The sequence below is a fragment of the Paraeggerthella sp. Marseille-Q4926 genome, from assembly GCF_916618935.1.
Lineage (GTDB): Bacteria > Actinomycetota > Coriobacteriia > Coriobacteriales > Eggerthellaceae > Paraeggerthella > Paraeggerthella hominis.
This window is the reverse complement of record NZ_CAKAKF010000005.1, coordinates 99,803-121,742: the sequence shown is the minus strand read 5'-3', so window position 1 is coordinate 121,742 and position 21,940 is coordinate 99,803. Positions and strand designations below refer to the sequence as shown.

At 59.9% G+C, this 21,940-nt stretch carries 17 protein-coding genes; 5 read left to right on the top strand and 12 right to left on the bottom strand.

All coding sequences use genetic code 11. The features are described from left to right. Window positions 1–22 precede the first annotated feature (22 nt). On the bottom strand, window positions 23–652 hold the full coding sequence (locus tag LG373_RS11425; protein ID WP_225749828.1) for a molecular chaperone TorD family protein: 630 nt from the start codon (window positions 650–652) through the stop codon (window positions 23–25). Between the two features lie 220 nt (window positions 653–872). On the opposite strand from LG373_RS11425, the gene LG373_RS11420 reads away from it, so the two are divergent. Both LG373_RS11420 and LG373_RS11415 read left to right on the top strand, forming a co-directional pair. Continuing rightward, window positions 873–2,468 (top strand): response regulator transcription factor, encoded by a 1,596-nt coding sequence (locus LG373_RS11420; RefSeq protein ID WP_370632906.1) that lies wholly within the window; start codon window positions 873–875, stop codon window positions 2,466–2,468. A 29-nt stretch (window positions 2,469–2,497) separates the two neighbouring features. Beyond that, complete coding sequence (locus LG373_RS11415; protein ID WP_225749826.1) at window positions 2,498–3,190, top strand: aspartate/glutamate racemase family protein; 693 nt, start codon at window positions 2,498–2,500, stop codon at window positions 3,188–3,190. A gap of 32 nt (window positions 3,191–3,222) precedes the next feature. On the opposite strand, the gene LG373_RS11410 is transcribed toward LG373_RS11415, so the two are convergent. The 3 genes from LG373_RS11410 to LG373_RS11400 all read right to left on the bottom strand — a co-directional run bounded on the left by LG373_RS11410 (window position 3,223) and on the right by LG373_RS11400 (window position 6,530). After that, a complete protein-coding gene (locus LG373_RS11410; protein ID WP_114566183.1) occupies window positions 3,223–3,873 on the bottom strand; it encodes a vancomycin high temperature exclusion protein in 651 nt (216 codons plus the stop codon). A 160-nt stretch (window positions 3,874–4,033) separates the two neighbouring features. Further along, window positions 4,034–5,089 carry an NADH:flavin oxidoreductase gene (locus tag LG373_RS11405; RefSeq protein WP_225749884.1) on the bottom strand — a complete coding sequence of 352 codons (1,056 nt, stop codon included), beginning with the start codon at window positions 5,087–5,089 and terminating at the stop codon, window positions 4,034–4,036. A gap of 37 nt (window positions 5,090–5,126) precedes the next feature. Further along, window positions 5,127–6,530, bottom strand: coding sequence for a response regulator transcription factor (locus LG373_RS11400; RefSeq protein ID WP_114566181.1), 1,404 nt, complete (start codon window positions 6,528–6,530; stop codon window positions 5,127–5,129). A gap of 238 nt (window positions 6,531–6,768) precedes the next feature. Here LG373_RS11400 and LG373_RS11395 point away from each other — a divergent pair, with 238 nt between their 5' ends. Next, entirely contained in the window at window positions 6,769–8,583 is a 1,815-nt protein-coding gene (locus tag LG373_RS11395; protein ID WP_225749883.1) for a flavocytochrome c, read from the top strand. A gap of 78 nt (window positions 8,584–8,661) precedes the next feature. On the opposite strand, the gene leuS is transcribed toward LG373_RS11395, so the two are convergent. Next, window positions 8,662–11,235: a leucine--tRNA ligase gene (gene leuS / locus LG373_RS11390; protein ID WP_225749882.1), complete on the bottom strand. Its 2,574-nt coding sequence runs from the start codon at window positions 11,233–11,235 to the stop codon at window positions 8,662–8,664. A 434-nt stretch (window positions 11,236–11,669) separates the two neighbouring features. Here leuS and LG373_RS11385 point away from each other — a divergent pair, with 434 nt between their 5' ends. After that, a complete protein-coding gene (locus LG373_RS11385) occupies window positions 11,670–12,923 on the top strand; it encodes a Fic family protein (protein ID WP_225749825.1) in 1,254 nt (417 codons plus the stop codon). A 140-nt stretch (window positions 12,924–13,063) separates the two neighbouring features. Here the strand turns inward: LG373_RS11385 and yaaA are convergent, their stop codons facing one another. The 7 genes from yaaA to LG373_RS11350 all read right to left on the bottom strand — a co-directional run bounded on the left by yaaA (window position 13,064) and on the right by LG373_RS11350 (window position 19,843). Next, window positions 13,064–13,819: a peroxide stress protein YaaA gene (gene yaaA / locus LG373_RS11380; protein ID WP_114566179.1), complete on the bottom strand. Its 756-nt coding sequence runs from the start codon at window positions 13,817–13,819 to the stop codon at window positions 13,064–13,066. A gap of 5 nt (window positions 13,820–13,824) precedes the next feature. After that, window positions 13,825–15,039 (bottom strand): amidohydrolase, encoded by a 1,215-nt coding sequence (locus LG373_RS11375; RefSeq protein ID WP_114566178.1) that lies wholly within the window; start codon window positions 15,037–15,039, stop codon window positions 13,825–13,827. Between the two features lie 106 nt (window positions 15,040–15,145). Further along, complete coding sequence (locus LG373_RS11370) at window positions 15,146–15,916, bottom strand: zeta toxin family protein (protein WP_225749824.1); 771 nt, start codon at window positions 15,914–15,916, stop codon at window positions 15,146–15,148. A gap of 1 nt (window position 15,917) precedes the next feature. Next, complete coding sequence (locus LG373_RS11365; RefSeq protein ID WP_114566176.1) at window positions 15,918–16,487, bottom strand: helix-turn-helix domain-containing protein; 570 nt, start codon at window positions 16,485–16,487, stop codon at window positions 15,918–15,920. Window positions 16,488–16,665: 178 nt separating this feature from the next. After that, window positions 16,666–17,583, bottom strand: coding sequence for a thiamine pyrophosphate-dependent enzyme (locus LG373_RS11360; RefSeq protein ID WP_114566175.1), 918 nt, complete (start codon window positions 17,581–17,583; stop codon window positions 16,666–16,668). A gap of 2 nt (window positions 17,584–17,585) precedes the next feature. After that, on the bottom strand, window positions 17,586–18,860 hold the full coding sequence (locus tag LG373_RS11355; RefSeq protein WP_114566174.1) for a transketolase C-terminal domain-containing protein: 1,275 nt from the start codon (window positions 18,858–18,860) through the stop codon (window positions 17,586–17,588). Next, window positions 18,857–19,843: a 2-oxoacid:acceptor oxidoreductase family protein gene (locus LG373_RS11350; RefSeq protein ID WP_114566173.1), complete on the bottom strand. Its 987-nt coding sequence runs from the start codon at window positions 19,841–19,843 to the stop codon at window positions 18,857–18,859. The genes LG373_RS11355 and LG373_RS11350 overlap by 4 nt, the downstream gene beginning before the upstream one ends. Window positions 19,844–20,171: 328 nt before the next feature. Here LG373_RS11350 and LG373_RS11345 point away from each other — a divergent pair, with 328 nt between their 5' ends. Further along, entirely contained in the window at window positions 20,172–21,887 is a 1,716-nt protein-coding gene (locus LG373_RS11345; RefSeq protein WP_225749823.1) for a lipopolysaccharide biosynthesis protein, read from the top strand. Window positions 21,888–21,940 lie beyond the last annotated feature (53 nt).

Below are 21,940 nucleotides of genomic sequence, written 5' to 3'. Positions count from 1 at the left end.
GTTGGCCCCAGAATCGAAGCAGCTACGCAAGCCGAGCATGCACCGCTTTATCGACCGCCATCGTCAGCGTCCGCAGAAAGGCGATCCCCTCCGCAAGGGCGCGGCGCTTGGCTTCGTCGAAAGCGGGGGCGTCGGCGGCGCGCTCTGCACGGTCGCGCAAAGCGGCATCGTACTCGCCCAGCCAATCGAAGTGATCCCGGATCAGGTTGTCCGCAGCCTGATCGTTGCCAACCTCGAGAAAAAGCGCCAGCAGCTCCAAGAGCAACGACAGGTGGTCCGGCATCGCCGAGAACTCCTGCGGAATCTCCAAACCGCACGCATCGAACAACGCTTGCGCGTGACCCGCCGTTTCGCCGCCGTACAGTCCGCGCGACGCACGCACGGTTCCGTCGGGCGCCCGCCACGGCTTGTAAAGCGATTCCACCGGCATAGCGGCCAGGGGCAGCCCCGGCACAAGCAGCTCGCTTTCAACCGCATGGCGCGCATCGGCCGAAGGCGCTTCGATAACCACGCCCGCGCACGCCGCCATGCCCTCCCATGCACGTCGCTCGCTTGCAGCGGTGAACCCGTCTTCACCCATTCTCGTGAACAGCAAAGCGGCCTCGGCGCAAGCGTGCATGAGCGCCTTGTTGGATTGCTCTTGGGAATTCACTAGCGTCCTTTCTCGTCGCGAAAAAGGCTAAATCCAGCAGCTTGCTTACATATCATCAGTTTCTGATGATTCTGCGTTTTGGCTGGTAAACTATAGTGTGACAAGCAATAGAACACGTAGGCAATCACGGTGTACAGCTACAACCGCAACGAGGCGGAACGCTATCGGGGGGCATCGATTCATGGTTGGAAACTCGCGTATCAATGCAGATCGGCGAAGCATGCGCATGATCTGGAAAACGCTGCGGCCGCATCACGTGGGACTCGCATTCTTTTGGGCGTGCAGCATGCTGACGTTTCGCAGTTCTCTTCTTCTGGAGGGGCCTGCCGACAACACGTCGTGCCAAACGCTTATCGTCATCGTCTCGTTCGTAGCGAACATGACAACGCTGTTTCTGATCGCCTCGCGCATCGAGCGAAACCCTGCGTTTTACGACCGCTTGAAGCCGGGGGCGTTCACCGCGCTCATCATTATCGGGCTTGTGCTGCTATCGGGATCGGGTCCTCTAGCTAGCATGGGATTGCTACCGGAATCGGCTCTTGCCGCCCCTATCGTCACGGGCGCCGTGCTTGCGGGCGCCGGGTACGGCTACTACTGGGGAAGCTGGGCGGAGTACCTGGGACGCATGCACCCCTCGCGCACGTCGTTTTACATCCCCGTCGTGCTGCTGCTAACGGCTTCGCTGTTCGTCGTGATCTCGATCTGCTCGGATCACGGAGGCGTCCCCGCGCTCCTGCTTATAGCTCCCCTGCCCGTTCTTTCCCAGCTTTGCCTTGCGCGATGCAAGCAAGAGGTTCCCGAAGGGCGCTACGCCAGCAACGCCAATTCGGATCGGTACCGCACCGCGCTCGGATCGCTGGTGAGCCTGATCGTATCCAGCTTGGTTCTTTCGTGCCTGTTCGGCTTCGTCTGGCAGATGACGGTCGTTTCGGTTGGGTCGGCGGACGACGCGCACCGGCTGCCCTTGATCGCCAATATCATCGCAGCTGCAGGACTGATTGCGCTCGTGCTGCTGGCGCGAAAGCGCATCGATCTTTCCTTCGCGTTTCGCGTGATCGTGCCCGGTATCGTCGTTTTGTTCGCCATCATGCCGCTGTTCTGGGAATCGAACCCGGTCATGCTCAACGTCATCATGAGCACCGGCTACGGCATGTTCGACGTCATTATATGGTACATGGTGGTTTCGACCGCCTACGACTTCGCAGTGTCGGGTTTCGTGATCGGCGGCATCGTGCGAGCGCTGTCCATCATCGCACGACTTGTAGGCATTGGCATCGGGTACGTGATCATGCTCATCCCGGAAAGACCGTCCATGTTGATCGTGGGCATCTCGGTGGGCGCCGTGTACGTGCTCGCCATGCTCCTGGTGCTTCAAAGTACGCGCCATCGATTCTCGTTCTTCTTCCAGGGAGCAGATGCCCAGCAGGAGAAGAGTACTTCCGCAAACATCGGCGACGCGTCCGCAACGCTCACGGGCCAGATTGCCGCCGCAATGCCAGCGCCGCAGGTCAACGCTGCGGAAGCGCCCAAACAGCCTGATAAGAAGCCCGCCGCCACCGGAGCAGGATCCATGAGCGAGGCAGAGGCGGAGTCGGCCAGCGAACGCGTCTACGACCAGATAGCCGAGTACTACGGCCTGACGCGCCGCGAAGCGGAAGTGCTTCCGTACCTGGCGCGCGGGCGATCGGCGAAGGTCATCGCGGATGCCTTGTTCGTATCCGAAAGCACCATCCGCACGCACACGCGGCGCATTCTGGAAAAAACTGCGCTACACTCCAAACAGGAGCTGATCGACTTGATCGATCGGTACGAATGACAACAGATCCCCGCAAGAAAGAGGTCGATATGAGTCCTGCGTACACCATGGGCATTATTCGCGTGATCACGCAGGAGCAAGCCCAGGTGGACGCGCACGGGCAACTGATCGAACAGTGGATCCCCGGCGTGAAAACGCTGTCGCGCTGCATCCCCGACCAGCCCGAAGGAGTGCACGACGCGCGCACCAAACGCGCAGCTGCGCCCAAAGTGGCGGCCCTGGCCCAGGAACTCGAGCGGGCGGGCGTCGACGGGATTATCGTGAGCTGCGCGGACGATCCCGGGGTTCTCGAAGCGCGCGCAGCCGTGCGCATCCCGGTTGTCGGCGCAGGCGAGAGCACCGCTTCCGCCGCCGCGCGCTTCAACGGACCGGTCGGCGTTCTGGGCATCACGCCCGAAGCTCCGCCAGCGTTCGACCGCATCCTGGGACCGCAGCTGCTGGCAAACGTCGTACCCGCCGGAGTGAAGAGCACCCTTGACCTGCAAACTCCCGAAGGGCGAGCAAGCGCTCTGAAATCCGTCGAAAGCCTCTCCGCGCAAGGAGCTCAGGCGGTCGCATTGGCATGCACCGGGTTTGCTACCATAGGATTGGCCCCGGAACTCGAACGCGCAGCAGGGATACCCGTGCTCGATGCCGTGCAGTGCGAAGCTTGCGCCCTGCTGTTGGAGCTTTTAAGAACGCGAGCCACCGCATTCGGGGAACCGCTGCGTCGGCCCGAATAGCAGGATCGCCCTCTCCCGATCGGAGAATCGACTCAGTAGCCTTCGGTCACGTCGCCCGATTGGTCCAAGCTGATGGGATCGCCCACGAACGTCGACGGGACCTCGAACAGCGTCTTGAAAAAATCCTTCGTGCGCGCAGGTATTTCACGCAGATCGTATTGGGTCTGCTTCGCGTACGTGCGATAGTCGCTCGGAACTCCAATAGCCTCAAGCCCCAGGCCATGTGCCGCATAGAGCGCTCGATACAGATGGTAGGTCTGCGTGGCCACCACGATGCGCTGCGCGCCGAACACGTGCTTGGCGCGGTACATGCTCTCGTACGTGGAGAACCCAGCGTGATCGCAGAACACGTCTTCGCTAGGAACCCCCTGGGAAACGGCATAGTCTTTCATGGCCTTGACTTCGTTGTACGCGATCGTGCTATTGTCCCCGCTCATGATCAGCTTCGGAGCAACGCCGGATCGGTACAAAGCGATACCGTCGTCAAGCCGGTCCTGCAAAATGCTCGACGGCGTTCCGTCCGCGAACACGGATGCGCCCAACACCACTATGGCGTCGGCATCGTAGCCAATCGCCTCCTGCGAGTCTACGATGCTCCCTTTCGCCGTGACCACGGTCACGACGTTCGTTATCGCGAACACCGCCCCAACCGCAAGCACGCATCCGAGCACTGCACCCAGCATCGCCTTTACCCATCCATGTTTCTTCGCCTTTGCCATAGGCGTCGATGATAGCAAACGAGGGGCGCCCGTGCGCTGCAACATCGGCGTTGCCATCGAAACTCAAGGGGGAATCCACGCAAACCGCGAGTCAAAGCAGCCGGAAAGCGCCGATGCGAAACGCCTACGGCACTATGCAGCGATGGCCGGGCGAGGAACTGCATCCGTTGCACGATACGCAACGCGGCACGGCATTCGGGTCGGCGCTCCAGCGTCGCACAAGGTGCGGCTCGCAAATAAGCGGGCGACACAAGCCGAAGCCCGCGATGCCGCCTTCCGTTGCAAGGCGTTCCATCGCAGCAAAGCTGCGGTTGCCGCCCGTCAAGATCACAGGTATGTCGAGCTCACGTGCAAGACGCTGCGCGTAGGAAGCGAAGAACGGCTCGCCCGCATAGTCTCTCACCCGGCAGGAGCGCCAATTTCCGCTTACGTCGATAGCCGACACGCCATGTGCCTCAAGCAGCTTCGCCACTTCTGCGCTTTCGCTTTCGGTCAAGCCGCCCTCCACGCCGTCGGAGCTGTTCAGCTTCACGATCAGCGGAAACGCCTTGCCCACTCGATCGCGGACGGCATCGACAACCTCTGTTAGGAAGCGGGCGCGATGCTCAAGGGAGCCGCCGTACCCGTCTGTACGCTTGTTGAACAGCGGGCTTAGAAACTGGCTGAGCACGTAGCCGTGCGCCGCATGCAGCTCCACACCGTCGAACCCTGCGGCCTGGGCACGTTCAGCCGCGTCCGCGAACGCGCACGCAAGCGCTTGCAGATCGGCGTTCGTCGCCTCCACGGGAACGATGCCGGTCTTCGGATTGGCAACGGAAGACGGCCCGAGGATTCGCGTGCTGGGCGGATCGAGCCTGGTAGCCGAGCCGCCGTACACGATCTGCGAAACGACGCGCGCGCCGTGAGCGTGCAGGTCGTCAACGAACGCACGGTACGCGGGAACGAACGAGTCATCATAGATGCCAAGCATGCGCGGGTTCGGCTGCTCGTCGCGCGTGACGTACGCGTAGCCCACGATGATCGTGCCCACTTCGCCGCTGGCAAGCTCCTCGTAAACAGCTCGGAGCTCTGGGGTCATGCGCCCATCGTCGGTAGCCAATCCTTCGTAAGTTGCCGCGCGCACGAACCTATTCCGCGCTTGCAGCGCTCCTATCTCCAGCTTTTCGAACAACGCGCCCATCAAGCCGCCCCCCCCTTGCTATGCGTTTCCGTATTCGTCAATCCCCAATGCCCAGCAGCTCATAAAGCTCGTCCCGGCTGTGGACTCCGAGCTTGCGATAAATGCGACTCGTATGCGCTTTCACCGTACCGCGTGCTACGAACAAGTTTTCCTCGATCTGCGCTGAAGTTCCTTTGCGCGCGAGCAACTGCAACACCTCTTCCTCACGCGGGCTCAAATTATGCTCGCGCGACAAATCGGACACGCGCATAGCAAGCAATCCCGGCGAGAACACGTCATCGCCGTCGGAGGTTTGTTTCAAATTGATGCCCCACTTGGCAGATAGCCGTTTTTCCGTAAAAAACAGCACCGTGAACGCCAGCGCCACAACCGCTACGATTCCTAGATGGATTGCCGTTACAGTATCTTTCGACAAATAGAAAGAAGTGACCGCAAACAAACTCCAGCCCCCTGCTTCCACCAGATAGCGAATACCACGTTCAATACCATTCAACCAAGCAGCTGCAATATCGAATCGGTACGTGATGTTGCTCAAGACAATCATAATGAAAATGGACAGCATGGTATAACCTGCATCGTAGCAACCCGCTACTGTTTTCGAATCAAGCGAGAATTGCGGAGCAATGAGCAGAAGCCCCACGATCATGAGAGGAAACGCCAGTTGGTATATGATGTCGAAATTAAACCACCTCGACGATGAAAGGACGCCAAAAAACACAAACGCCGCAACCGACATCGTACCCACAGTATTTCCTGCCGCCAAGGGCTGATCAGGAAGAACCCCAAACCCTGTCGCAAACGTGCATATCCCCATGAGAGCAATCGGTTTCCAGGGAATTTCGGAAATCCCTGCTTTACCCATAGGTTTAGGCAGGTCGATTTCTGGTAAATGCTTCATAGAACGGCGCACCCAATCAAGGGAAACGAGCGGAAGAGTTAAAGAGAATACGACGATATATGCAGGTTCAAGTCCACTAAACAGCCACTTTAACACCTCTCCCAAAAAAATAGCCGCGGCATAATAGGCAGCAACACGCATAGGATTAAGTGATCCAAAAAACTCCGTCCACATGAGAATGAGCAGCCCAAGCCCCGCGCCCGCCAACATAAGCCCAAGATACTTGAGCGCCGCAATCTGCACCCAGAAGCATGCAATGGCGCACAGCGCCGACCCGCCCACCATGCCGAAGGCAACCAGGCCCACCGCCACCCGGTTCGACCAGAGAGGAGTAACGCGACGCGCAAGAAAAACAACTGCAAACGACGCAACGCCTATGGCTCCCTCGAACAACGCATAATCAAAAAAGTCGACGGTCGGAAATGCATCGTACCGAAAAAAAGTTGCAAGCCACGCACGGTACAATCCAATACCGAGAAACGCAACGGGCATAGTCCCGATGCGCGTAAACACATTCTTCCAACAACCGCACAACTCCTTCATGCAGAACCTCCCCTTCCTGCAATTTCGGGTTTTCATCTTACCCTGAAAAAGCATGATGCACCGAGCGTTTTGCCTAGGGTTACCTATTTAAACCAAGGCTGGGTTACACATTGAACCCCTTCGGCGTCCATCCGATGCGGTACTGCGGTGCTATGTTCTCGTCGTCCCGAACAGCGCGACCAAAAAAGGTGGCGCACCATGGGAGGCGGGACCGGATACAACAAGGAGGATGAACAAGATGGCAGGACTTTCACGTAGACAGTTTCTTACGGGTGCTGCGTTAGCGACGGCAGGAGGCGCGTTGACATTGGGCGGATGCACGTCATCAGGAAGCGCCGCGAAAGAGCGGTCCGCCGACGCAAGCATCGCAACCGTCGGCAGCGGCATGGGAAAGCACGGCGCCATACAGATCGAGGTTGTCTCGAAAGATGGCGCTATCGAACGTATTGATGTATTAGATTCTCGCGAGTCCGCAGGATTGGGCGATGTGTGCATGAAAAAGCTGGGCAAGCTCATCGTCGACAATCAAACGTTGAACGTTGACGTCGTGACGGGCGCCTCGCTATCCAGCATGGCGTACCTCACCGCCGTTGCTGAAGCACTTGACAAGGCAGGAGAGAAGTCATCCGAATGGAAGAAACGCGACAGAGCCGTGCAACAGCCAGAGAGCGATATACCCACAGCGTTTGATATTGTAGTCGTGGGTACAGGCGGCGCAGGATTTACTGCCGCCATTAGCGCGGCCAACAAGGGCCAGAAGGTACTGCTCATGGAGAAGCTAGGAGTATTCGGGGGCTCCACCGCATTGTCCGGAGGAGAGATGGCCGTGCCCGGCAATTGGATCCAGCAAAACTCAGGATTAAGCGACAGCTCCGAACAGCTGGCGAATGACATGCTAGAAGGCGGGGACCACCGCGGCGACCCTGCCCTAGTGAACGTCATCGCAAACGGCGTGTACGACGCAGCGCAATGGCTCACTTACGAAGGAGGAATATCTTGGGAGCACAACCTTCTGTTCTTCGGCGGCCACTCGGTCAAGCGCTCCATCATTCCTTCGGGACACATAGGCAACGCCATGACGACCAAGTTGACCGCCCGGGCCCAGTCAATCGATAACATCACGCTCATCGACAACACGAAAGCAACCGCGCTCGTGCAAGATGCGAATGGAGGCATTGGCGGCATCAAGGCAACGAATACCGTCACCGGTAACGAATACTCCTTCGAATGTAAAGCCGTCGTACTGGCATGCGGCGGGTTTGGCGCAAACGTCGAAATGCGCGAGCAGGCAAATCCTGAGTTTGGGAAGCAATTCAATTCAACCGATTCGGTAGGAGCGCAGGGAGACGGACTTACCATGGCATCCGCTATCGGTGCCGAGCTCGTAGATATGGAACTCATCCAAACCTATCCCATCTGCGATGTAAACACCGGAGCGCTGCTGTATTTGGACGACATGCGCCTGGACGAACGCACGGTCATGTTTAACAAGGAAGGAAAACGCTTCGTCGAAGAACTTGGCCGACGAGACGTTTTGTCCAAAGCCATTCTCAAACAGACCGACGAACGCGCTTACGAAATCTGGGATCAGGCGGCTGCAGACGAGACTAAAGTGGTCGACATCCATGCAGACGAATTTGAAAACCTCGTTTCACGGAATCTTTGTACGAAAGCAGATACGCTTGAAGAAGCCTGCAAACCTTTCGGCATCGATGCCGCCGCGCTCGCAAAGACAATCGAGCAATGGAACAGTTACGTAGACGCAGGATCCGATCCCGATTTCGCCTACCGCGGAACCATGCATAAGATCGATACGCCGCCCTACTACATCATGGCGTACAAGCCGGCCGTGCATTACACCATGGGAGGCCTGCACATCAACGCGAACGCCGAGGTGCTCGACGCGAACGGCAATCCCATTCCCGGACTCTTCGCTGCAGGCGAAGTGGCCGGCCACAAGATGGGGGCAAACCGCCTAGGATCCACATCCATGGCAGACATCTACACGTTTGGTCGTGTAGCGGGAAACAACGCCGCCGACTACGTGGGATAACGCCTCATCGACCCCCCCCTCAACGAAAGCGGCTCGGATACCCGAGCCGCTTTCGCATTATCCATCTTGCCTGCCGCCCTACTTCGCTACGATGTTGACCAAGCGACCGGGAACCACGACAACCTTTTTGACGTCCTTGCCTGCCAAAGCAGCCTCGACGGCAGCCAAACCATCGGCCTTGATATCGTCTTCGGCGGCATCGGCAGCAACCGTGATCTTCGCCTTCACCTTGCCGTTCACCTGAACTGCAAGCTCCACTTCGTCAGCCTTCGCCTGCTCGGGATCAAACTCGGGCCACAGCTGCACATGCACCGAGCCTTCGTTGCCCAGTGCGTCATGCCACAGCTCTTCGGCCCAATGCGGGGCAAACGGAGCCATAAGCTTGACGATAACCTCGGCAACCTCGCGATCGAACGTCTGTGAGAACGCGCTTGCGGCGCGCTCGTCCGCGGAGCACTTGCGCAGGTAATCGCTCGCCGCATTCGTCAGCTCCATGATGGCGGCAAGCGCCGTGTTGAAGTTGTTGCGATCGAAGTCATCGGCCACCTTGCCCACCACGCGATGGCGCTCGCGTACCAGCTTCTCAAGAGCCTTCTTGCCCTCGTCCTCCGAAGATCCCGCTTGGAACAGCGTTTCTTCATCGGCGGTGCCCATCAGGTCGCACACGATGCGCCACGCGCGGTTCATGAACTTGTAGATGCCAGCCAAGCCGCCTTCGTCCCACAGCAGATCCTTGTCAGGCGGAGCCATGAACAGGATGTATGCGCGCACGGCATCGGTTCCGTATTCGGCGATCATGTCCTCAGGCGCAATCACGTTGCCCTTCGACTTCGACATGGTCTCACCGTGCTCGTCCTTTACCATGCCCTGGCACAGCAGGTTCGCGAACGGCTCGTCCACGTTCAGCAGTCCCAAATCGCGCAGCACCTTCGTGAAGAAGCGGCTGTACAGGAGGTGCAGGATGGCATGCTCGATGCCGCCGATGTACTGATCAACCTGCATCCAACGGTTCGCCTTCGCAGGATCGAACGGCAGCTCGTCATTATGAGGATCGGTGTAGCGCAGATAGTACCAGCTCGAACACGTGAACGTGTCCATGGTGTCGGTTTCGCGCTTAGCCGGGCCGCCGCACACGGGGCACGTCGTGTTCACGAAGCCCTCGTGGGTAGCCAGCGTCTCGCCAGCAGCCAAATCGATGTCCTCGGGCAGGCGCACCGGAAGATCCTCTTCGGGCACGGGCACCAAACCGCAGGTCGGGCAGTGAACGGCAGGAATGGGATTGCCCCAATAGCGCTGACGGCTGATAAGCCAATCGCGCAGGCGGAACTCGACCTTCGTGCGGCCCTTTCCGGCCGCTTCGAGGTCGGCGATGATCGCGTCAACCGCCGGGCTGTGCTTGCCGCCCACCATGCCCGTGTACTTGCCGGACTGCACCAGCACGCCTTCGGCATCGTAGGCATGGTCCCAATCGACCGAGGTGACGCGACGATCCTGCACCCCGTTCAGCTGATCGAACAGCGGGTCGTCCTCGCCCAAGATGATGGGAATGATGGGCAGGTCGTATTTGCGCGCGAACTCGAAGTCGCGCTGATCGCCGCACGGAACAGCCATGACCGCGCCGGTGCCGTAATCGCTCACGATGTAGTCGGCAACCCACACCGGCACCTTTTCGCCATTGATGGGGTTCACCATGTAACGGCCGGTGAACGCGCCGTGCTTCTCGCGATCGCCCTGCGCGCGCTCGACAGCGCTCACCTTGGACGCCTGTTCGACCACCTCGCGGACGGCAGGTTCGTATTCCGTGCCCTCGACCAAGCTCATCAGGCCCTTGTACTCGGGGGCCAGCAGGAAGAACGAGCAGCCGAACAACGTATCAGGACGCGTGGTGAAGACGGTGATCAGATCGTCATCGGTCGGGTTGGCCGGAACCTCGCCGTCGGCACCGCACAACGTGAACGTGACTTCCGCGCCCTCGGAGCGACCGATCCAGTTCGCCTGCATCTGCTTGACGCGATCGGGCCAACCGTCCAGCTGATCCAAGTCGTCGAGGAGCTCCTGCGCGTAGTCGGTAATCTTGAAGTACCACTGCGTCAGGTCGCGCTTCTCCACCGCGCCGTGGCAACGCCAGCACTCGCCCTCGGTCACCTGCTCGTTCGCCAGCACGGTTTCGCAGTTCGGGCACCAGTTCACCGGGCTGTTGCGGCGCTCGACCAGGCCCTTCTTCCACATTTGGAGGAAAATCCACTGGCCCCAGCGATAGTACTCAGGATCGCACGCCACCACGGTGCGGTCCCAGTCGTACGAGAAGCCCATGCGCTTGAAGCTGGCCTTCTGGGTTTCGATGTTGGCGTACGTCCACGTAGCCGGGTGGCTGTTGTGCTTGATGGCCGCGTTTTCCGCCGGCAGGCCGAACGCGTCCCAGCCCATGGGATGCAGCACGTCGAAGCCGCGCATCTTGGAGTAGCGGGCGATCACGTCGCCGATGGTGTAGTTGCGCACGTGACCCATGTGAATGTCGCCCGAAGGATAGGGGAACATCTCGAGCACGTACTTCTTAGGCTTCGAGGCATCCTCGGTCACCTTGTTGAGGTCAGTGTCGGCCCATACCTGCTGCCAACGGGGTTCGATCTCGTGCGGATTGTAAGGTTTCATGGTCATGTTGCTTTCCTCGTCAGGTCGGCACCGCCCGCGCGCGTCCGCGCAGAGGGTCGTTTATTCGCGAATGCTCCCATTATAGTGATTGCGGCGCGAAAGCGAAGCGTTATCGATCGACTTCACGACTTCGCAGGGGCAATCAAACTCTTGCGCGCAGACCTCGATCGTTTTAATCGCAAGCGGACGAACAAGGCCTCTCCTGCGTCAGCAGATCGAAGCCGCGCCCCCTTCGCAAGCTTCCTCGACGTCGTCGAGAGCCCCTTCGCGTTGGCCTGTGTTTTAAGTTGTTAGCCAACCGCTACCGGACAGGCGTATTCATCATAAAGTATTCTGCAATACTATCTAATAGTGAAATATTGAGATTTTTCACTATTAGATAGTATTAACATGCGTTAAAATCGTGAAAAGCATTCGAAAGAAGGTCTTACGGTATGGCATACAAAAGAATGGACAGGCTCTTTTACGAAGACGCTTCGAGCGATCGCAAGGGCGAAAACGAGCGTGAAGCCCGCAAGCGCCTCACGGCCGCTTCGTCATTCAGGACCGGGATCAACGTAGAGACAGGCGAGCTTTTTCTTGCCGTGCCGCGCGAGCTGTCTCTTGTCACGGAGCAGGTTCTTCGCGCCGAGCGCAAGGTGTCAAGATCATGGAGTGCCTTACCCGGCATTGCGCAGGGCGCTTACGTACGCAACCTCATCGTCGACGAAGTGGTATGCACGAACGAAATGGAAGGCGTTCGCAGCACGCGCAAGCAGATTAGGGAGGCTATCGACAGCATCGAGCAGCCTGTCGGGGAGAATCGGCGGACAAAGCAGTTCATGGAATTCGCTCACTTGTACCTTGGCCTGACGAGCGGCGACGTCGTGCCGCCCAAGACTCCTGAGGACATCCGTGCGCTGTACGACGCCGTCGTGGCGGGTACGCTCGACTCGGGCGACGCGCTTGACGGCCAGCTGTTCCGCGCCGATGGCGTGGACGTCAAGGCGTCCTCGCAACGGATAGTCCATCGTGGCGTGCAACCCGAATCCGCCATAATCTCGTATCTCAACGCTATGATCAGGCTGGTCAATTCCGAGGAAGTGCCGGAACTGTACAGTGCGTTGCTTTCGCATTACCTGTTCGAGCACATCCACCCCTTTTATGACGGAAACGGGAGAACGGGCCGATTCTTGCTGGCGCTGCACTTGAGCAGTCCGCTGTCCCTACCCACCACGCTATCGCTTTCGCGCGTTATCGCCGAGCATAAAGGAGTGTACTATCAGGCGTTTTCGGTAACTGAGCACCCCCTTAACCATGCCGAGGGCACGTTCTTCGTGCTGCAAATGATGAATTTGATCAGGACGGCTCAAGACGAACTGGTAGCCGAGCTGCAGGCAAAGCGGGAAGCGCTGATGAAAGCCGAAGAAAAACTCGGCAGCGTGCGCGCTGAGTTTGACTTGTCGGAGCGGGCATGTAATTTGCTGTACCAAGTGGTGCAGGTGTCGCTTTTCGGCGCGAACGCGGACGTGACGCTGCAGGACGCCGCGACGCACCTTGAAGTCACAGCCCAAAGCGCTCGCAAATACGCATCCGAGCTAGAACGGACCGATCTTGTTGAAACGACAAGCCGCCGACCGCTCAAGTTCAAACTGAGCAGCCAAGGTGAAGAGACGTTCGGCGTGGCGAACGCGGCCGGGATCCGTTAGCCGTACGCCAAACTGCAAAAGGAGCTAGCCGAGCCGAAAGAGGGCGCCCAAATCCGCGAGCCGTCAAGGACATCAGACGCTCACCCGCCGGCCCAACGCTGATTCGCAAAGTGAGGATCGCCGCAAACGCTTTCTGTTCCCTACTGCACAAACACCAGGCAGTCGTCAGTAGAGCGCGCCTTGTCGAACGCATAGCCAGCTACGTCGAACGCGCGCAGATCAGCGACGGACTCGACGGCGCATTCGGCGCACCAGCGCACCATGGAACCGCGAGCCGCCTTGGCAGCCGTCGAACGCTGCGCCAAGCGGCCGCGCGCATCGATCGTACCGAACAAACACGTGACGGTTTGCAAGCCAAGACACTTCGCATGCGGAAGCACCGCTTTCGCATATTCGACCGAAGCCAAGTTCACCACAACGTCAGCCTCCGAAGCCAACGCGCGCGCCAGCGAATCGCCCCAAAACTCGTATAAGGTGCGCGCCGGGCCCACCGCCAACTTGGCTTGCATCTCAAGACGATACGGCGCCACGCCGTCGAACGGACGTAGCACGCCGTAAAGGCCCGACAGGATGCGCACATGCTCCTGCACGTATTCCAGCTGCGCGGCGGTCATAACGTGCGGAGCCAGATGCTGGTACTGGATGCCTTCGTACGCAAGTACCGCCGGAACAAGCGAGCCCGCGCCACCGGACACGTCCATCGTGCGGAAGCGATCGAAATTGAGTTCGGCAAGCGCGTCGCTGCACTGCCACAGCGCCTTCGCCTCTTCATACGTCAGAGCCCGCACAGCTTCGACCAGCTGCTCGGCACGGTCAACGAACGCCGGCAGCTCGCGCCATGCGAACATATCGTCCGCTACGTTCATCTTCTTGGCGGGCGAGATAATGAAGCGCACGACTCCTACCCTTCTCTCAACATGTCGACCGCCCACTGAGCAGCCACCATGGATCCCTTGACCAGCACGCTTTCGTCCACTTCATAGTAGCAACTGTGCTGGGGATGCTCGGCGCCCACAGCAGGATTGCGCGTACCCACGAACGCCATGACTCCGGGAACCAGACGCAGGTACTCGCTGAAGTCTTCGCCGGAAAGCGTACCCTCGTAACTGCCGACGGCCTCTTCCCCCAGCACCTCGACAACAGCGCGCCGCGCCGCTTCCGCGCACTGAACGTCATTCGCCAAGCCCGCATTGCCCGGCTCGAACGTGAACCGAGCTTCAGCGTTGAACGCACGAGCGATCTTCCCCACAATGCGCTCCAAACGGTCAGGCACTTCGGCGCGCAGCTTATCGCTCCAGGTACGCACCGTGCCGGTCAGGTAAGCCGTCCCCGCCATGATGTTGCGCGCTTCGCCGCCATGAAACTCCCCCACCGTAACCACCACGGGTTCAAACGGCGAAACGTCTCGGCTGACCAGAATCTGCAAAGCCGTCACCATTTCAGCACCCACCACCACGGCGTCCACACCCTTGTGCGGCATGGATCCATGTGCGCTAACGCCTTCGATATCGATGCGGAACCAATCGGTATGAGCCATACGCTGTCCGGGCTCGCACGAAATCTTCCCGGCATCCACTTCGCTCCAAATATGAGCCCCGTAGATCGCGTCGACCCCGTCGAGCGCACCGTCTTCGATCATTTTGAGCGCGCCGATAGATATCTCCTCCGCAGGCTGGAATAGCACGCGAACCTCGCCGCAAAGCCGATCGCGCAAGCCGTTCAGAATGCGAACGGCGCCCAGCATCATAGCCATATGGCAATCATGGCCGCATGCGTGCATGATCCCTTCGCTTTGCGAAGCGTAAGGCGCGCCCGTCTGCTCGGTCACGGGAAGAGCGTCGATGTCGGCGCGCAACGCCACGCGCTTGGCAGGATTACCGTCGGCGTCGTACGCACCCTTCGCTTCACCGCGAATAGTGGCGATTACGCCCGTCCCTGCTGCACGGCGATACTCCACGCCCAGCTTGCCCAACTCGATGCAAAGAGCTTCTTGCGTCCGCGTTTCCTTGCCGCTCAACTCGGGATGCTTGTGCAACTCGCGCCTGAGTGCGATGACCTCGGATTCGATATCCGCCCCGATTTCGCGGATGCGCTCAGTCGTGCTGGCCGTCCCCATATGGATCCCTTTCGCCGTTCCCTGTGTTCAGCAGGGTACCATATTCCAGCCCGCACGGGTTTGACCAGGATGGATCCCGCCAGCACAAACGCCGAAAGCAAGGCGATCAGCCAAGAGTTTTCAGCTCAGCCAGCTTTCGTTCCAGATACGCCAAGTGCAAGCGCTCTTCGTCGCTCCACTCACCGAACAAGATTCGCTCGAGCGCATCGCACGCATACCCGCCGTCATCTTTGCTGAAGAACAATCGGCGCTCGGCGCGATCGTACAAGCTTACGGTATCGAACAACCCGGATTCCTCAAGCACTTTCAAGTTACTGACGATGCTTTCAACGATCAAAAGATGATGGTTCGGGTCGACCGCCCGAGGCTCTGTACCCGCAATACGCATCTGCTCGTATCGCAGCTGGCAACTTACCAGCGATAGTTCCGGCTTCACCGCCATCAGTGCCAGCGAAACGTCGTATCCCCGATCGCGCAAGAGCCTTGCCGTCTTGAGTGGGACCTCGGATGTCCGCAGCGTTCCTTCGATGATCAGGTTGTACCCTGCAGTTGAAAGGGCGTCAACCAGCGCCTCCACCATGCTTCCAGCCCATGCTGCCGCATACGACGGAGCATCAATTCCATACCGCGCACTGATTTCCCTGAATCGCGGATGATGAGACCGGTACTCGTCACCATTTATGATGATCGCATTGCCCTTCTGGGCGATAAGAAAGATGTTGTGCAGCGTTGTTTTTCCCGCACCGCTCTGCCCGCCAAGCAAAACAGCCCGCGGGCTGCTGAGGGGCGCCAGGTTCCCATCTGCCACGAGGGCGCTGACGATCCCTTGAAACCCGTTCTGAAATTCCTCATTCGAGTACTCTTCAATACCTGCCATGTTACGCAGCTTTCACTTTGCGACTTTCCGCCACGCGCCCCAAGCATTCGATCTGCGCCTTCAATTCCAAAAGCTTCACTTTGTCCAAATGACCTTCACTGATAATGCGAGGCTTGACCATGGCAAGCTGCATATACACGTCTTCATAGACCGCCGCAGAAGCGACATCCCCTCCATTGCGAGCAGCGATAAGCAGTCGCGAGATCTCCCCCATCAGCTGCGCAGCCTGCTCGTTAAGAACCTCCTGCTGAAGCGTGATTTCGTACAGTTCGTTGATGTCCATGACGTCTCCATCCTCGTCGAAAGAAACCAGCGCATACACGATCTTCTCGGTTTTCTCGCGCTGGCTGTCCGCAAGCAAAGCCCCGTCGCGCTCAAGGCAATCCGCAAGAAACCTCGGATCATCCGCAGCACGAATGAGGTTCGCATTCGCCTTGCTGGGAGTTTGTCCGTTTTCGTACCGAACCACGCTAGCCTCGCCAAGTCCCAACAAGCGCGCAAACCCTTGCTGCGTCAGCCCGTACTTTTCCCGAATCCTCTTAATATCCTGCGAAGTCAGATCATGCGACATGATTACCTCCCTTTTACTATCTTTTGATAGATTACACTATATCATGTGATTGCTTTACTGTATAGGGAGAGCGAGGCAAAAAACGAGACGGAGGGACGCGGCCAGCAGCCCGTCCCTCCGCCTCGAAAAAAAGACGCCGCTGTTCAAGCGGCGTCTTTTCGCATCCTTAAAGCCCCACTCACGCCCAATCTCGGCGCATGGCCTCCCAAGCAGCGTCACGACCGGCTTCAACGCTGGCGATCTCGTCATCGGAAAGCGCCTTGAAGCGGCCCTGCCTGCGCAGGTACGCCTCAACGCTGGCGAAATCCTTCGGGTTCCTGTTCAGCTTGAAGCGGCCTCCGTACTGGCCGCACACCGCTTCGCCTTCGTACTCGGCCAGGTACCACAAGCCCGTATCCACGATATCCTTCGCGATGTCCACCATCTCGTCCACGCCGCAGCCCCACCCTGTCGGGCACGGAGCCATCACGTGAATGTAGCGCGTGCCCTTGATGTCCCGGGCGCGCTCCACCTTGCGGACGAAGTCGTTCAGGTAGCCAACGCTTGCCGTGGCCGCATACGGAATGCCGTGCGCCGCCACGATTTCGAACATGTTCTTCTTCTGCGTCAGACAGCCGTGCACGTTGCGGCCGGCAGGCGTCGTGGTGGTCTTGGCGCCAAAAGGCGTCAGCGAGCTTTTCTGGATGCCCGTGTTCATGTACGCCTCGTTGTCGTAGCAAATGTACAACACGTCGTCGTTGCGGTCGATCGCCCCGGACAGCGCCTGGATGCCGATGTCAGCCGTGCCGCCATCGCCCGCAAAGCCCACCACGGTGCAATCGTCGGGCTTCTTTCCCTGCGCGCGCAGCCCGGCCTCAATACCGGTCAGCACGCTTGCCGTAGCCGCAAAAGGCGTGATCATTGCGTTGTTGGCAAAGGAAAGCTGCGGGAAATTGAAGCCGACAGCGCTCATGCAGCCCGCCGGCAGCGCGGCCACAGCGTTCGGGCCCAGCACCTTAAGCGCAGCGCGCAGGGCAAGGGAACCGCCGCACCCCGCGCATGCCTTGTGACCGAAGAAAAACTCGTCGTTGGCTATGGTCTTCGCATTGAGAGCCATTCCTATCGCCCCCTTTCGTCGCAGCTCGCAGGTTCGCATGAATCAGCGACGGAAGCCGCAGCGTCGGCTGCTTCCGTCGGCTGGCAGGTCGGCGGAACGTCATCAACGCCCAAAAACGACACGCGCGGCAAGCTGCCGGACCCCGCGCCGTCGGCCACCTGCTGGAGAGCGCGAAACATACCGATCGTCTGCGATTCGGAAATGTCGTCGCCGCCCAAACCTCCTACAAAGTTGTACGTGGGAACGCACACGCCCGCCTGCTGCAGCGCCGAATTGACGTTCGTGAACACGGTTCCCTCCGAACCGAACGAGATATCCTTCTCCAGAACGCCCACCGCCTTCGCGCCTCGCAGCGCCTCGGCAATCAGCTCCGAGGGCATGGGGCGCAGGTAGCGAATGCGCAGCATGCCCGCGCGAACGCCCTCGGCGCGCAGCTGCTCCACCACGGAGCGCGCAAGGCCTGCAGCCGACCCCAGCGTGACCAGGACAACGTCGGCATCTTCGCAGTTCAGCGTTTCGATCATGCCGGTGTATTGGCGCCCGAACACCTCGGCGAAGCGCCGCTCGATCTGCTCCACCACGTCGGGAGCGTTCAGCATGTCGCGATGCTCCCAGTACTTGAAATAGCGGTTGTACTCAGGGCCTGCCGAAAACCCGATGTTCACGGGATGCTCGAAATCGAAGTGATTCCCAGCAGGCTCGTAAGGCGGCAGAAACGCGTCCGCTTGCTCCGCCGAAGGCACGTCCACGGTCTCGTACGTATGCGTGAGCGCGAAACCGTCCAGGTTCACCATCACCGGCGTCATAACCGCCGGGTCCTCCGCCAACGCATACGCCATAAGCGCAAGATCGAGCGCCTCTTGGTTGTCCTGCGCATACACCTGAATCCAACCGTGATCCAGCAAGGCGAGCGAATCTCGCTGGTCGCCGTAGATGTTCCACGGCAGCGCGGTTGCACGGTTCGCGTTCATCATGACAATGGGAAACCGCCCGCCCGATGCATAGGTCAGGCATTCTGCCATGTACAGCAAGCCCTGGCTCGACGTAGCCGTGAACGTGCGGGCGCCCGTAGCCGACGCGCCGATGGCGCACGACAGCGCCGAATGTTCGGACTCCACGTGCACGTACTCGGCGGCAAGCGTGCCTTCTTCCACCATCTCGCTCAAACGCTCGACCACCACCGTTTGCGGCGTAATGGGATACGCGCTGATGACCTGCGGACGCGCCAGGCGCACGCCCTCCGCCAGCGCTTCGTCGCCGGAAAGGAACCTCTTCATCGGGCATCCGCCTCGCTTTCGGGAATCATGGCAATCGCATTGAACTTGCAAGCCTTCGCGCACACGCCGCAGCCTTTGCAGAAGTCCAGGTCGATGGCAACAGGAGCGCCGACGGACGCAGCCTGGTCAACCTTGAACACCGTGCCGTCCGGACACAGCCAGTAGCATTGGAGGCATCCCGTGCACGCAGAAGAGTCGATCACGGGGCGCACGTTGCGCCAGCCAGCGTTCTTCGCGGTCAGATAACCTGCCTCGAAGCACGTGGTGCGCGCGAACACGGCGGGGTCCAAAGCGTCCCCGCTGCGCAAGGTGCAGATGCGCGCGGGCGGACGAGCGGGCGATTCCGAGGGCGAGCCATCCAAGCCTTCGGCCGCCTCGAAGTTTTCCGCGCGCAGATCGCTTTCGCCGGATTCAACCGCAATCCCCGCAACAGGCGGCCGATCGATTGCTTCGGCATCGGAAGCATCGGCCATCCGCCGGAGCGCTTCCTCCACGATTGCCAGGTTCTTACCGTGCAGTTTTTCCGGCATGTACTGGCGAATCGCCTCATCCAGATCCTCGAGCGACACCCGATCGCACAGGCCCGCGATCGCCCCAAGAAACACCGTGTTAGGAATGGGGCGCCCCAAAAAAGAAGCGGAGATTCCGTCGGCATCGATAGCCACGATGCGCTCGTCATCGAAGGTTGCAGCGCTGTTCACCAGCACGCGTCCTCCAGGTTTCAGCTCATGCTCCCAGCCAGACCCCAGCAGCGTCTCGTCCAGATACACCACGTAATCGGCGCGCGCCACCGCGCTCCGATCGCCGATAGGCGCATCGTCCATCTTCGTGAACGCGCGCATCGGCGCGCCGCGTCGCTCGGGTCCGAACGACGGAAACGCCAACGCGTAGCGGCCCTCGGAAAGCGATGCGGCCGCACCCAGCAGTCGCGCCGCAGTGAACGCGCCTTGACCGCCGCGCCCATGCCACAGTACCTCGATCATGGAACTCTCCCATTCGTGTCACGTCTTGATCATGCCAGTATAGCGTTGCCCTCGCGCGTTCGCGGGCGCGCGCAGACGACCAGCCGTCAAACTCCCCCGATTGGGGAACAGGGGAACAGGGGGACAGTCTCGAACGGAGCCGCCCCGGCCCGTGTCGCAACAGGCGCGGAACCTCCAACCGCGCCCAGCACGGCCAGACGCAAGCGCGCAAGGACGCGCACGCCCTCGTTTGCTGCTGCTATGAATCTTAGGGGACCAACTGCGCACGACCCCTATAATGCTCAAGGAGAGACAACGACACACGCAGCGAAGGAGCTCGACGCAGCTTATGGACCGCATGCCGCGGAACAACTCCGAACAAGAACAGCGCAGCCAGCCCACCCGGGCGCTCCATCAACGCACCGCGCCCGAGCACGAGGCGACCGAGCGCGCGCCGCTGCACGCAACCAGGCGCAGCGCCCAAGATCCGAACCCGCAAACACAGCCCGACAGCGCCTCCGATCAGCGCGGGAACCGCGCACGTCGCGCGGCGAAAAAGCCTCGCAAGCCCAGCTTCATCACGCGCGCCGTCAACCACTGGTGCAACCGGCTTCTGGGGGCCGTATCCGAACGCTCCCTCTCGGCGCAGCAAGAAGAATACGCCGCCGGACGCACCACGCGCGACTACGTGTGCAACACGCTGGGCATCGCTACGTGGGGCATGGTGTTTCCCTTCCTCACCATCGTGGTCACGCAGCTGGTGGGCGTCGAGCAAGCCGGCATGTTCTCGCTGGCGTTCGTCACCGGCACGCTGCTCATGATCCTTGCCAACTACGGCGTGCGAACCTTTCAAGTGTCCGACCTGGCCGAAGAGCACTCGTTCGCGGACTACCAGGTAAACCGTTGGATCACGTGCGCGCTCATGGTGGTTGTCGGCGTGGCGTACTGCTCGATTCGCGGATACACCGATCACATGCTGACCATCAGCTTGGGCGTGTACCTCTACAAGATGATCGACGGCCTAGCCGACGTGTACGAGGGGCGCCTGCAGCAAGTGGACAAGCTCTACCTTGCCGGAATCTCCCAAGCGTTTCGCTCGGTCGCCGTGTTCATCGTGTTCTCGTTGGTGCTGCTGATCACCCGCAACCTCGGCGTTGCCTGCATCGCCATGGCCGTGGTGGCCGCCGCCACGTTCCTGTTCCTCACGTTTCCGCTGGCCCTGTTCGAAACGCCGAAATCGCGCCGCGTGAGCATGGGCAACGTGGGTGCGCTGTTCAAGCAGTGCTTCCCTCTGTTCGCAGCGCTGTTCATGTACGCGCTCATCGACAACATGCCGAAATTCGTGATGGAAGGCGTGCTCAGCTACGACAACCAGCTGTACTTCAACGCGCTGTACTTCCCCGCCCAGGCCATCCTGCTGACCATCGGCCTCATCTACAAGCCGATGCTCGTCCGCATGGCCGAAGCGTGGGCCGACCCCGGCAAGCGGAAGCGGTTCGATCTGACCATCGTGGCCGCGCTGGCCGTCATCGTTGCCATCACGTTGGTGGTGGCAGGCGTTATGGCGACCATCGGCATTCCCCTGATGAGCTTCATGTACGGCCTTGACTTCGAGCAATTCCGCGGCCTGTGCTTCATCATGCTGGCCGCAGGCGGGGTAACGGCAGCTATCGATTTCCTGTACCAGGTGATCACCGTGCTGCGCCGCCAGAAGGCCGTCACGCGCCTGTACCTGATCACGTTCGGATTCTCACTGTTCGTTCCCATCCTGCTGGTGAACTTCACGGGATTGCCCGGCGCGGTGATCGGCTACCTCATTGTGATGTGCATCCTGTTCGTGTTGCTGGTCAGCGAATACATCGGCATCCGCATGGGCTTCTCCAAAGCCGAAGCCCCGCGCGAAACCGCCCCGCAGCAAGCCGACCGTCCGCGCCCCAGCGAAGCACGCGCCGAACGAGCGCGGCGCGAACGCGTGCTGGAAAAACGCGGCGCGCACGCGGGACCCGTCGTGAGCGAAGAGGCTCGCGACCTGGCCGGCAGGCGCCATCCGAACGACAACGAGTAAACAACGAGGGGGACGAGCGCGGCATCGCCGCCCCCGTCCCCCTCGTTTCAAGA

Excerpts from the sequence above, each read along its gene's own strand:
- LG373_RS11420 (WP_370632906.1), top strand. The coding sequence starts at position 873 with ATGCGCATGATCTGGAAAACGCTGCGGCCGCATCACGTGGGACTCGCA.
- LG373_RS11415 (WP_225749826.1), top strand. The coding sequence starts at position 2,498 with ATGAGTCCTGCGTACACCATGGGCATTATTCGCGTGATCACGCAGGAG.
- LG373_RS11410 (WP_114566183.1), bottom strand. The coding sequence starts at position 3,873 with ATGCTGGGTGCAGTGCTCGGATGCGTGCTTGCGGTTGGGGCGGTGTTC.
- LG373_RS11405 (WP_225749884.1), bottom strand. The coding sequence starts at position 5,089 with ATGGGCGCGTTGTTCGAAAAGCTGGAGATAGGAGCGCTGCAAGCGCGG.
- LG373_RS11400 (WP_114566181.1), bottom strand. The coding sequence starts at position 6,530 with ATGAAGGAGTTGTGCGGTTGTTGGAAGAATGTGTTTACGCGCATCGGG.
- LG373_RS11395 (WP_225749883.1), top strand. The coding sequence starts at position 6,769 with ATGGCAGGACTTTCACGTAGACAGTTTCTTACGGGTGCTGCGTTAGCG.
- leuS (WP_225749882.1), bottom strand. The coding sequence starts at position 11,235 with ATGAAACCTTACAATCCGCACGAGATCGAACCCCGTTGGCAGCAGGTA.
- LG373_RS11385 (WP_225749825.1), top strand. The coding sequence starts at position 11,670 with ATGGCATACAAAAGAATGGACAGGCTCTTTTACGAAGACGCTTCGAGC.
- LG373_RS11375 (WP_114566178.1), bottom strand. The coding sequence starts at position 15,039 with ATGGGGACGGCCAGCACGACTGAGCGCATCCGCGAAATCGGGGCGGAT.
- LG373_RS11370 (WP_225749824.1), bottom strand. The coding sequence starts at position 15,916 with ATGGCAGGTATTGAAGAGTACTCGAATGAGGAATTTCAGAACGGGTTT.
- LG373_RS11365 (WP_114566176.1), bottom strand. The coding sequence starts at position 16,487 with ATGTCGCATGATCTGACTTCGCAGGATATTAAGAGGATTCGGGAAAAG.
- LG373_RS11360 (WP_114566175.1), bottom strand. The coding sequence starts at position 17,583 with ATGGCTCTCAATGCGAAGACCATAGCCAACGACGAGTTTTTCTTCGGT.
- LG373_RS11355 (WP_114566174.1), bottom strand. The coding sequence starts at position 18,860 with ATGAAGAGGTTCCTTTCCGGCGACGAAGCGCTGGCGGAGGGCGTGCGC.
- LG373_RS11350 (WP_114566173.1), bottom strand. The coding sequence starts at position 19,843 with ATGATCGAGGTACTGTGGCATGGGCGCGGCGGTCAAGGCGCGTTCACT.
- LG373_RS11345 (WP_225749823.1), top strand. The coding sequence starts at position 20,172 with ATGGACCGCATGCCGCGGAACAACTCCGAACAAGAACAGCGCAGCCAG.